At 51.0% G+C, this 11,712-nt stretch carries 8 protein-coding genes; all 8 read left to right on the top strand.

All coding sequences use genetic code 11. From position 1 onward, the window contains the following. The first annotated feature begins 267 nt into the window (after positions 1-267). Positions 268-1,326 carry a [FeFe] hydrogenase H-cluster radical SAM maturase HydE gene (gene hydE / locus MKX70_RS32590; protein WP_340841575.1) on the top strand — a complete coding sequence of 353 codons (1,059 nt, stop codon included), beginning with the start codon at positions 268-270 and terminating at the stop codon, positions 1,324-1,326. 62 nt (positions 1,327-1,388) lie between these two features. Further along, positions 1,389-2,378: a 2-oxoacid:acceptor oxidoreductase family protein gene (locus tag MKX70_RS32585; RefSeq protein ID WP_042233285.1), complete on the top strand. Its 990-nt coding sequence runs from the start codon at positions 1,389-1,391 to the stop codon at positions 2,376-2,378. 26 nt (positions 2,379-2,404) lie between these two features. Continuing rightward, the gene (locus MKX70_RS32580; protein WP_042233287.1) at positions 2,405-4,696 is read left to right on the top strand and encodes a thiamine pyrophosphate-dependent enzyme; all 2,292 of its coding nucleotides are present in this window, start codon (positions 2,405-2,407) and stop codon (positions 4,694-4,696) included. A 154-nt stretch (positions 4,697-4,850) separates the two neighbouring features. After that, positions 4,851-5,348: an NADH-quinone oxidoreductase subunit NuoE family protein gene (locus MKX70_RS32575; protein WP_042233288.1), complete on the top strand. Its 498-nt coding sequence runs from the start codon at positions 4,851-4,853 to the stop codon at positions 5,346-5,348. Positions 5,349-5,390: 42 nt separating this feature from the next. Continuing rightward, positions 5,391-7,268 (top strand): NADH-quinone oxidoreductase subunit NuoF, encoded by a 1,878-nt coding sequence (gene nuoF / locus MKX70_RS32570; RefSeq protein WP_340789677.1) that lies wholly within the window; start codon positions 5,391-5,393, stop codon positions 7,266-7,268. 17 nt (positions 7,269-7,285) lie between these two features. Further along, positions 7,286-9,022 carry an NADH-dependent [FeFe] hydrogenase, group A6 gene (locus tag MKX70_RS32565; RefSeq protein WP_340841574.1) on the top strand — a complete coding sequence of 579 codons (1,737 nt, stop codon included), beginning with the start codon at positions 7,286-7,288 and terminating at the stop codon, positions 9,020-9,022. Between the two features lie 36 nt (positions 9,023-9,058). After that, complete coding sequence (hydG, locus tag MKX70_RS32560) at positions 9,059-10,483, top strand: [FeFe] hydrogenase H-cluster radical SAM maturase HydG (RefSeq protein WP_042233290.1); 1,425 nt, start codon at positions 9,059-9,061, stop codon at positions 10,481-10,483. A gap of 27 nt (positions 10,484-10,510) precedes the next feature. Continuing rightward, positions 10,511-11,701 carry a [FeFe] hydrogenase H-cluster maturation GTPase HydF gene (hydF, locus tag MKX70_RS32555; protein WP_042233293.1) on the top strand — a complete coding sequence of 397 codons (1,191 nt, stop codon included), beginning with the start codon at positions 10,511-10,513 and terminating at the stop codon, positions 11,699-11,701. Positions 11,702-11,712: the final 11 nt, after the last annotated feature.

Genomic DNA, 11,712 nt, shown 5'->3' with positions numbered 1-11,712 from the left:
ATAAAAGCAGATTATAAATTTTCGATCTATTCCTCATCAACCCCCTCTAGTACAAACATACGCTGTTGGTTTTGCAGTTCCTTATGGAAGAGCTTTTTAGAATTATACAAAAAGCAGAAATGTGCAAATCACACCCGGCATGTAACCCTCATATGCAGCATAATCATTAGTAATTCATTGTTTATTCCAACCTGTTCGATTGACAGAAGATTGAGAGAAAGGTAATTCACCAAATAGCCAGCATAGGGAATGGAGGAATACGCCCTGATGGAGGTATTGCTCGGCAAATTAGTTGAGCAGAATGAGCTGACTAAGGAAGAAATTATGTATTTCCTTAAGAATCTAACTCCTGATTTCAAGCATCGCTTGTACATTCTAGCGGCACAAACTAGAAAGAAACACTATAATGAAAGCGTTTTTTTGCGAGGCTTAATAGAATTTTCAAACTTCTGTAAACAGGATTGCCTATATTGCGGCCTGCGCAGGTCCAACTCTAGGGCTAGTCGTTACCGGCTGACCGAGGAGGAAATTCTGGAGTGTGCGGCAGAGGGCTATCGTCTGGGATACCGTTCGTTTGTCTTACAGAGTGGAGAGGATTTTTACTTCACGGAAGAACGGATGATCCGCTTAGTCACGAGCATGAAGGATCAGTATCCTGATGCAGCAATTACCTTGTCCATTGGAGAACGAAGCGAAGCATTTTATCGTGCGCTTTTTGATGCAGGGACTGACCGATACTTGCTAAGGCATGAGGCAGCCTCACGCTCGCTTTACGAGTCTTTGCATCCAGGGATGTCGTATGATAACCGCTTGAACTGTCTGCGGACTCTCAAGGAGATTGGCTACCAGGTTGGAGCCGGTTTTATGGTTGGACTTCCGGGTCAGACCTACGAGCATCTTGCAGAGGATCTGCTATTTCTGAAAGAACTTCATCCGCAAATGATAGGCATAGGTCCATTCATCCCGCATAGCGCAACACCGCTTAAAGATGCTCAAGGTGGAACTGTTGAGGACACGCTCGTGATGATTGCCATGGCAAGATTGCTCGTTCCAGATGCTCTTATGCCTGCTACCACGGCAATGGGAACTCTGGATAGAGAAGGCAGGGAGAAGGCGCTTTTGGCAGGAGGCAATGTTGTTATGCCTATTCTGTCACCGCTGAAGGTTCGCGAGAAATATGCCTTGTATGAGAACAAGATTTGCACGGGTGACGAAGCTTCACATTGCAGGAACTGTATTGAAATGAGAATCGCAGCCGCTGGATTTAAGATTGAACTCAGTAGAGGGGATCACTGCAGCTTCATTCGCACACCAGATAAAAGCTAATGCTGTGAACATCATTCTTAATAATGTAAGTGAATACTTTCACGTTCTAAGGAGGAGATTTAATGTCAACTTTGCCAAAAAAGAATGCGCTAGGTTTTTACGAAATCCGTCTTGAATCCATCGGCGGACTTGGTGCCAACCTTGCAGGTAAAATGCTCGCCGAGACAGGTGCTATTGAGCTTGGCTTCAATGCAGCGAACTTCTCGTCCTACGGCTCGGAGAAAAAAGGCACCCCCATCAAAACCTTTGTCCGCTTCTGTGATCCCGAAGTGGAGATCAGGGACCACAGTCCGATTGAAGAGCCCCATCTGGTTGCGGTTTTTCATGAAGCCCTGTACAAGACAGTTAACGTGGTAAGCGGCATGCAGCCGGATGGAGTTGTACTGGTTAACACCTCACGTGACTTCGATGAGGTTCGCGCAGACCTGAAGCTTGAATACGGCACGATTGCATTAGTAGATGCGATGGGGATAGCCGTTGAAGAGAAAACCAAGGTAAATACCTCGATGCTTGGTGCTATGTTCCGTATCTGTGACTTCCTGGATCCGGAAGCGATGCGTAAGGTAATCCGCAGAACCTTTGAGAACAAATACCCGCACTTGGTAGAGCCGAACATCCGTACCTTTGATCGCGGTTACAATGAAGTGAAATTCAAAACCTATGATGTGCCGGAAGGTACCGAAGCCAAGCCTTTCATACGTGCCAAATCCGTACTTGGCTATCTAACACAGCTGCCCGGTGGCGTTATTACAGCTCAAGGCAACAGTATGCTGAAGGATTTGAGCGGCTCGCGGTCTGGAATGCTGCCGGTACTCGATTCAGATTTGTGTGTTAGCTGTGCGGCTTGCGACAATGTTTGCCCTGATTATTGTTTTGTTTGGGAGACCACTGAAGATAAACGCGGACGCCAGCAGCAGCAGCTCCTCGGGATCGACTATCAATACTGTAAAGGCTGTCTGAAATGCATCGATGTATGCCCAACAGAGGCACTCACCAGTCTCCGTGAGGAAGTTGGGTTTGCCGAACAACATCGCGTTCCTCAAGTGTTGTAAATCAATCGAAAGGGAGGATACAAAAAATGGCTGTAGTTGAAAATCAATTGACAGGGGTTAAACTTGCCGAGCAAGTCACACACTTCGAATCCGGAAATGAAATGGCTGCAACAGCAGCAGCTCAAATTAATTACCATATCATGGGGTATTTCCCGATAACGCCTTCCACGGAAGTAGCTCAATACCTGGATCAGATGAAAGCCCGCGGTCAGCACGACATTCAGCTGATCGCAGCGGATGGTGAGCATGGTTCTGCCGGAATATGCTACGGTGCGGCGATGGCGGGCGCACGCGTGATTAACGCTACCAGCTCCCAAGGCTTTCTATATATGCTGGAGCAGCTTCCCACCCAATCCGGGACCCGGTTCCCGATGGTGCTCAACCTCGTTACCCGTGCAGTCAGCGGACCGCTCGACATCCGGGGGGATCACTCCGATTTGTACTATGGTCTGAATGTAGGCTGGGTCATCCTGACAGCCAGTACACCGCAAGCAGTATATGACATGAACATCATGGCACTCCGAATTGCTGAACATTCTGAAGTGCGCCTACCCGTTATCGTTGCTTATGACGGCTTCTTCACATCTCACCAAAAACGCAAGGTCCAATATTTCAAAGAGAACGAAGTCGTACAGCATTTTGTGGGTCCAAATCCGAATCACAATTATCCCAACGTCTCAGATCCTTCCCATCCGGTAACCATTGGTGCACATATGGGTGGCGATGACCTGCTGAATAACCATTATCAGCTGTCGGTAGCGCTTGAAAAGGCGGGTGAAGTCTATGCGGAAGTTGCCCGGGAGTATGCCCTCTTGTCAGGACGCGAATATCCGATTCTTGACCTGTATCGTATGGATGATGCCGACGTAGCTGTGTTTCTGCTCAACTCAGCAGGTGAATCAGCCAAGGATACCGTTGACGCGCTGCGCGCCAAAGGCATCAAAGCAGGGTTAGTTCGTCCGAACATCATCCGTCCGTTCCCGGCTGAACAGCTGCGCCAAGCGCTCAAGAACGTCACAGCACTGCTTGTCGGTGAACGCGCAGACTCTTATGGTGCTCAGGGCGGCAACCTGACTCACGAAATCCGCTCCGCTCTGCAAGTAGATCCGGAGAACAAGACTATCATTCTCTCCCGTATCTTTGGCCTGGGCGGTAAAGACTTCTATGCTGATGATGCAGAAGCTTTCTTTAAATTGGCTGTTGAGGCGGCAGAAAAGGGCTATGCGGAGACACCTTTTGACTATCATGGATACTACCCTGGTGAAGAAAAGGATGCTCTTGCTCCGGTGATGGAACCGATGCATGGGGATGCCTTCAAAACGGGCCTGATCACAGTCACCCAAAACGAAGATACCGGTTTATTGAAAGTGAAGCTTCCGCCACTTAGTCAATTGACTGTGAAGCCGCACCGCTTGGCTTCAGGACATGGAGCATGTCCTGGCTGTGGTGCACTCTCCGCACTGGAGCTGTTTTTCAAGGGAATCGAAGGCGATATGGTCGTCCTGTTCCAGACAGGATGCGCCTATGTTGTAACGGCAAGCTATCCGTACTCGTCTCATAAACAAACCTTTGTCCACAATCTGTTCCAGAATGGTGCAGCCACCTTAGCCGGTATGGTGGATGCCTTCTATGAATTGAAGCGGCGCGGCGAAGTTCAGGTTAGTGACGATGTGACCTTCGTGATGGTATCCGGTGACGGCGGCATGGATATCGGGATGGGCGCAACCGTAGGTGCAGCACTCCGCAACCATAAAATGATCATCCTTGAATACGATAACGAGGGTTACATGAACACTGGCTCTCAATTGTCCTACTCCACACCTATGGGACACATGACCAGCACCTCTGGTGTCGGTAAAACTCAAAAAGGGAAGAAGGGGCATCACAAGGATACGGCTCAAATTCTGGCGGCCTGCAACATCCCTTATGTATTCACCGGTGCCGAATCCAATCCTCAGGATTTGCTGCAGAAGGCAGCCAAGGCACAGTGGTACGCCAATAATGTCGGGACTGCCTACGGGAAGCTGCTCTGCGCCTGCCCGCTGAACTGGAAATCCGCTGACCATAGTGGCTATGACCTAGTGAAGGCGGCTGTGGATTCCTGCTTCTTCCCGCTGTATGAAATTGAGCAGGGCATCACCAGCATCACCTACAATCCGGAACTGAAGGGCAAGCGTATTCCGGCAGTGGATTGGCTGAAGGGAATGGGCAAAACCAAACATCTGCTCAAGGATGAAGAGCTGCTGAAAGACTTCGAAACCGAAATTGAGCGCCGCTGGAGCAGGCTGAAACTTAAGAGCGAAAGTTCGCTGCTCTAGTATGGGTTGTGATGAGGCTGACAACTGCCGGAGTTGGCCTCATTCTTTTCACTGAAAATCATTCTCAATACATTATATCCGGAGTTATGCAAAAAATGCAATATTCCTGAGTACCTTGCCTAACTTTTTTACCTTGAATGGAGGGAGTATGGACATGGAACAACAAGCCAGCAGTTGTGTGGGCGTAGCCGAAGCGGATGAAAAGCTGATGAAGGTACAATCCGCGATTTCTCAGTTCAAAATGATCAAGGGGGCACTAATCCCCGTACTGCATGAAATTCAGGATATTTACGGGTATCTGCCGGAGCCGGTGCTCCAGATAGTGTCTGCCGAGCTAAACTTGCCGATGAGTGAAATCTATGGTGTCGCGTCCTTTTATCATTTCTTTTCGCTAACCCCCAAAGGGGAGAATGTGGTCCATCTATGCCTCGGGACAGCCTGTTATATCAAAGGCGCACAAGGGATTCTCGACCGTCTGAGCACGGAGCTTAAAGTGCCTGTTCAGGGAACTACTGAGGACAACAAATTCACACTTGAAGCCACACGCTGCTTGGGGGCCTGCGGTCTTGCACCAGTTATGACGATTGGCGAGAAGGTCCATGGACGGCTGGCGCCTAATAACATTCCGGTAATTCTGAAGGAATACAAATGATGATCCTGCGCCTCTGGCGCATGTGATAGGGGAGGTATGAGTATGAAGCTTCTAACGGATCTTGAGGCCATCAGAACGCTTACGCAAGCTCGTCTGGACAACCGGAGAATCACCGGGGAATCTCCGGATTCCATCTCGTTCAGATCAGTGATGGTATGCGGGGGGACGGGATGTACATCGTCCGATTCCAATCAGATTATTGCTAAGCTTAACCAGGAAATAGCAGGCCACGGCATTCAGCAGCAGGTGGAAGTGGTACGTACAGGCTGCTTCGGACTATGCGAGCTCGGGCCGGTCGTTATCGTCTATCCGGAAGGGATTTTTTACAGCCGGGTGGAGGTTCAGGATATTCCAAAGCTGGTGGAAACGCATCTGCTTCAGGGCAAACCATACGAGAAGAAAATCTACGAGAAGACCAAGCAGGACGGCGAAATCCTGAATTTTGAAGAAACCGAATTCTACAAGAAGCAAGTGCGGATTGCTTTGCACAACTGCGGTGTCATTGACCCGGAGAATATTGATGAATATATCGGCAGTGACGGCTATCAGGCGCTTGACAAAGTACTGAAGACCATGAGCCGTCAAGAGGTTATTGATACGATGAAGCAGTCCGGACTGCGGGGACGCGGCGGCGGCGGATTCAACACTGGTCTGAAATGGGAGTTTGCCGCGAAGCAGGATAAAGAGCAGAAGTACGTCATTTGTAATGCGGATGAAGGAGACCCGGGGGCATTCATGGACCGCTCGATCCTCGAAGGCAATCCTCATTCGGTCATTGAGGCGATGGCGATTGCCGGCTATGCGATTGGCTCTAACCAAGGCTTCATCTATGTCCGTGCGGAATATCCGATCGCAGTCCAGCGGTTCATGAAAGCGCTTGAACAAGCCCGTGAATATGAGCTGCTCGGCGACAATATTCTTGGAACAGGCTTTAGCTTCAGCATCGATGTGCGGCTTGGCGCGGGGGCTTTTGTCTGCGGGGAAGAAACGGCTTTGATCCATTCGATTGAAGGGCACCGGGGAATGCCGACGCCCAAACCGCCTTTTCCGGCTGTTCAGGGCCTGTGGGGGCAGCCGACGATCATCAACAATGTGGAAACCTTGGCGAATGTTGCCCAGATTATTCTAAAAGGCGCCCCGTGGTATGCAAGCATCGGGACCGAGAAGTCTAAGGGCACTAAAGTATTCGCTCTGGGCGGAAAGGTTGTGAACACCGGGCTCGTTGAGGTTCCTATGGGAATCACGCTGCGCGAAGTTATTTTTGAAATCGGCGGCGGGATTCCGGGCGGCAAAAAATTCAAGGCCGTACAGACCGGCGGGCCTTCCGGCGGCTGTCTGACGGAAGAGCATCTGGACTGCACCATTGATTTCGATACACTGACCAGCCTGGGCTCCATGATGGGCTCAGGAGGCATGATCATCATGGATGAAGACACCTGTATGGTTGACGTTGCCAGGTTCTACCTGGATTTCACACGCGATGAGTCCTGCGGGAAATGCACGCCTTGCCGTATAGGCACCAAACGCCTGCTGGAGCTGCTGGATAAGATCACGGAAGGCAAAGGAAGCTTAGACGATCTTGAGAAGCTGGAGAACCTTTCGGTGCAGATCAAGAATGCCTCACTGTGTGCGTTAGGCCAGACTGCTCCAAATCCGGTATTATCCACCATTAAGTATTTCCGCGAGGAATACTTGGCCCATATTGAAGGTCATAAATGTCCGGCTGGTGTCTGTAAATCGCTGATTTCTTATGAGATCGATCCTGATCTGTGCCGGGGCTGCAGCCTTTGTGCCAAGAAGTGTCCAACGGATGCGATCTCCGGCGAACTGAAGGAACCGTTTGTCATCGATACGGCGGTCTGCATCAAATGCGGCGTCTGCTTCGATGTATGCAAGTTTGAAGCCGTAGCGATAGTCTGACGAGAGGAGTGAACACTTTGAATACGATAAAAATCATGATCGACGGGATCGAGACAGAAGTCCAGAAAGGCACGACTGTGCTCGAAGCGGCGCGAAATCAAGGCATTGATATCCCCTCCCTGTGTTATTTGAAAGGAATCAACCACTCGTCCAGCTGCCGGGTATGTGTGGTGGAGGTGGGTCCGAGGCTTATTGCCTCCTGCACGCTGATTGCGGAAGAAGGCATGAAGATTCAGACGAACACCCGGAAAGTCCGGGAAGCCCGTAAAGCTTCCGTTGAGCTTTTACTGTCCGATCATAGTCAGGAGTGTCTCAGCTGCTCCCGCAGCGGCGGTTGTGAACTGCAGGACGTCTCCAGTGCGCTGAATATCCGCAAAGTGACCTACACAGGTGAGAAATCCAGCCAGGAGAAGGATTATACATCCCCGTCTATCGTTCGGGATGCATCCAAATGTATCCTTTGCGGCCGCTGTGTCGGGGCTTGCGGGACGATGCAGACAGTGGGTGCCATCAGCTTCGCGAAGCGCGGGTTCGATACGGTAATCTCTACCGCGTTCGGCCGTCCGCTTGCCGAGTCCACCTGTGTCAACTGCGGCCAGTGTATTATGGCTTGTCCGGTAGGTGCACTTAGTGAGCGTGAGAACATCGATGATGTGTGGAATGAGCTCGCAGACCCGGGCAAATATGTTGTGGTCCAGACAGCACCTGCTGTTCGCGTAGCCCTGGGAGAAGAATTTGGCCTGCCGGTTGGAACCCGGGTTACCGGTAAAATGGTCGCAGCACTGCGCAGGCTTGGATTTGATAAAGTGTTCGACGCCAACTTTGGCGCGGATCTTACTATTATGGAAGAAGGGACCGAACTGCTCTCCCGTATCAGCAGCGGAGAGAACCTGCCGCTCATGACATCCTGTTGTCCTGGCTGGGTGAAATTTATGGAGCATAACTTCCCGGACCGGCTGGATAACCTGTCTACCTGCAAGTCACCGCATGAAATGGAAGGCGCTATCGTGAAGTCCTTCTTCGCCAAGAAAATAGGGATGGATCCCAAAAATATGTCCGTAGTCTCCATCATGCCTTGTACCGCCAAGAAATTCGAAGGAGCGCGTGAAGAGCTGTCAAGTGAAGGGCTGCAGGATGTCGACTGGGTCCTCACCACCCGTGAGCTGGCATCCATGATCAAGGAAGCCGGTATAGACTTTGCGAACCTGAAGGACGAAGCGTTCGATAATCCGATTGGCCAGGGCTCGGGGGCAGCCGTTATATTCGGTGCAACGGGCGGTGTAGCAGAAGCAGCACTCCGTACGGTATTCGAAATCACCTCAGGCAAGGAACTGGATACGGTCGAATACACAGCTGTGCGGGGAATGGATGGCATTAAGGAGAATGTGATCGAGCTGCCGAATGGCCAGAAGATCCGTACGGCTGTTGTTCATGGTCTGGGCAATGCCCGCAAGCTGATGGAAGCGATGGAGCTCGGGGAAAAAAGCTATGAGTTCATAGAAGTTATGGCCTGCCCCGGCGGCTGTATTACGGGCGGAGGCCAGCCGATCCTGAATGCGGGGACATCCGAGCGGATCAATATTAAGGCTGAGCGTGCCAAAGCGATCTACACGGAAGATGAGGCGCAGACGGTTCGCAAATCGCATAACAATCCTTTTATCAAAGCGCTCTATGAAGAATTCTTAGGGGAGCCTAACGGTCACCTGGCCCATGAGCTGCTGCATACTCATTATAGGGTGCGTTCCAAAGTATAAGCTTATGGCCTACACATTTAAGAGGAGGTGAAGAATTTGCGGAAGGGCTGGGAAGCGGCGGATTTTATCAATGATGAAGAAATTCTGCTTAGTCTGGAAGAGGCGAAAGTGAAGGCTGGCGATCAGGCCTATGTGCAGTCTATCTTAGAAAAAGCAAGGGCCTGCAAGGGGCTTACGCACCGGGAGGCAGCTGTCCTTCTTGAGGTTACAGATCCAGAGGTGCTAAGCAGTATTAACCGTTCTGCAAAGGTGATTAAAGAGAAAATATACGGCAACCGTATTGTATTATTCGCTCCTTTATATATAAGCAACTACTGTGTGAATAACTGCGACTACTGCGGATACAAGCACACCAACGGGGATTTCCTGCGGAGGAAGCTAAGCCAAGAGGAATTAGCCGCTGAAGTACGTGTGCTTCAGGAGCTGGGGCATAAGCGCCTTGTTCTGGAAGCGGGGGAAGATCCGGTGAACTGTGACATTGACTATGTTGTCGAAGCCATCCGGACGATCTATTCTGTCAAGGTGGATAATGGCAGCATCCGCCGTGTGAACATTAATATTGCGGCTACTACAGTGGAAGATTATACGAAGCTTAGGGATGCGGAGATAGGCACCTACATTTTGTTCCAGGAGACCTATCACAGACCCACCTATGCAGTCATGCATCCACAGGGACCCAAAAGCGATTATGACTGGCACACTACGGCCATGGACCGGGCACAAACGGGGGGGATCGATGATGTGGGCATAGGCGTTCTCTACGGCCTATATGACCATAAATACGATACTGTTGCTATGCTGATGCATGCCGAGCATCTGGAAGAGAGGTTTGGTGTGGGTCCTCATACGGTATCTGTTCCCAGGCTGCGTGAGGCGGAGAATGTAAATCTGGATGTGTATCCGCATCTGGTGAAGGATGAGGATTTCAAGAAGCTTGTTGCCGTCCTGCGCCTGGCTGTTCCCTATGCCGGAATGATTCTCTCCACCCGTGAAGAGCCAGCCTTCCGTGACGAGGTGATCAAGCTGGGGATTTCACAGGTGAGTGCAGGCTCCTGTACCGGGGTCGGAGGCTATATGGAGAACAAGCAGGGGGCCGCAGGCCAGCAGGGAGAGAAGCCTCAATTCGAAGTCAGTGATCACCGGTCACCGGAGGAGATTATTCTTGGACTATGCCAGGATGGATACGTTCCCAGCTATTGTACCGCCTGCTACCGGGAAGGGCGGACGGGTGACCGTTTCATGCGGCTGGCCAAATCCGGGCAGATTCATAACATCTGCCAGCCCAACTCTCTTTTAACCTTCAAAGAATACTTGCTGGATTATGCGGACGAAACGACCCGTACCTTGGGGGAAGAGATCATCCGTAAGGGGCTTGAGGATATTCCGAAGGAAGCTGCGAGGAAGGCAACGATTGACCGGCTCCTGCGCCTAGAAAACGGTGAACGGGACATACACTTCTAAAAATCGCATATTGAGGAGAGAAAAGTGATGCAATTTACACCCCAATCTAACAAAATGCATATTGCTGTTTTTGGAAGAAGAAATGCAGGGAAATCCAGTCTGATTAACGCGCTCACCGGGAAATCAACGTTGCTGGTCAGTGATGAGCCGGGAACGACAGCTGAACCGATATTCCAATACCTGACTATGAAAAATATGGGGACCCAGATTATCGTAGATACAGCAGGAATTGATGATGAGGACCTGTTCCGGGTCCAAAAGACGAGAGAGGTCATGGATCTGACAGATCTTGGAATCATGATCTTCTCGGATGAGGCCGGCGACTATAAGCTGGAGAAGGAATGGGTCCGGGAAATGGATAAACGGAATATCCCTGTTATCGGGGTGATCACCAAAACGGACGACCATTATACAGATATTGATTCCTTAAAAGCGGCGCTGACTATACCCTTCGTGAAGCTCAGTGTGAAGCGGAACACGAACCTTGGCAGTCTGCGTTTTGCCATGAGCGACCTTGCTCCCGCCGAGTTTGAGCGGAACAGCATCGTAGGGGACCTCGTGAACCTGGGCGATCTGGTCGTAATGGTGATGCCTGAACTGATCCCTGCACCGAAATACCGGCTGGTCGCCTCACAGCAGCAGATCCTCCGCGACCTGCTCGATCATCACGCCATAGCCGTATCTGTTACTGAAGAAGAACTGCCGGAGCTGCTTGCGGGCTTAAACCGTCTGCCGAATCTGGTCATTACCGATTCACAGGTGTTTGACAGAGTGAACGAGATCATACCTGCGAGTGTGCCATTAACCACGTTTGCGATCCTGATGGCGCGCTTTAAGGGGGATTTGAACACCTTTGTGGCCGGTGCCGGAATGATCTCAAGCCTCAAGCCCGGCGACAAGGTTCTGCTGTCAGAGGCCTGCATCCATCACCCGCATAACGGAGAGATTGACCGTATGCTGGTCAAGGCCAAACTGGAGGAGATCGCCGGCGGCAGACTGGAGATTACGACCAGCGTGGGTCCGGATTTCCCGGATGATATCTCCGGGTATAAGCTGATCGTTCACTGTGGGGGCTGCATCTTTAACCGGAAGCAGCTGATGATGCGGCTGCGGAGCTCGGGAGTGCAGAACGTGCCGATTACCAACTACGGCATCGCTTTTGCCTATTTCCGCGGGATCCTGCCGCGTGTGCTGGAAGTTCTGGAAGTAAAGGCCTAAGCAGATTATCC

It is taken from the genome of Paenibacillus sp. FSL R7-0312, from assembly GCF_038004445.1.
Taxonomy (GTDB): domain Bacteria; phylum Bacillota; class Bacilli; order Paenibacillales; family Paenibacillaceae; genus Paenibacillus_AQ.
The sequence above is the reverse complement of the archived record's forward strand: the minus strand, read 5'-3'. Positions and strand labels throughout refer to the sequence as shown.

Coding starts and splice junctions, on each gene's coding strand:
- hydF (WP_042233293.1), top strand. CDS start 10,511: ATGCAATTTACACCCCAATCTAACAAAATGCATATTGCTGTTTTTGGA.
- MKX70_RS32575 (WP_042233288.1), top strand. CDS start 4,851: ATGGAACAACAAGCCAGCAGTTGTGTGGGCGTAGCCGAAGCGGATGAA.
- MKX70_RS32580 (WP_042233287.1), top strand. CDS start 2,405: ATGGCTGTAGTTGAAAATCAATTGACAGGGGTTAAACTTGCCGAGCAA.
- nuoF (WP_340789677.1), top strand. CDS start 5,391: ATGAAGCTTCTAACGGATCTTGAGGCCATCAGAACGCTTACGCAAGCT.
- hydE (WP_340841575.1), top strand. CDS start 268: ATGGAGGTATTGCTCGGCAAATTAGTTGAGCAGAATGAGCTGACTAAG.
- MKX70_RS32585 (WP_042233285.1), top strand. CDS start 1,389: ATGTCAACTTTGCCAAAAAAGAATGCGCTAGGTTTTTACGAAATCCGT.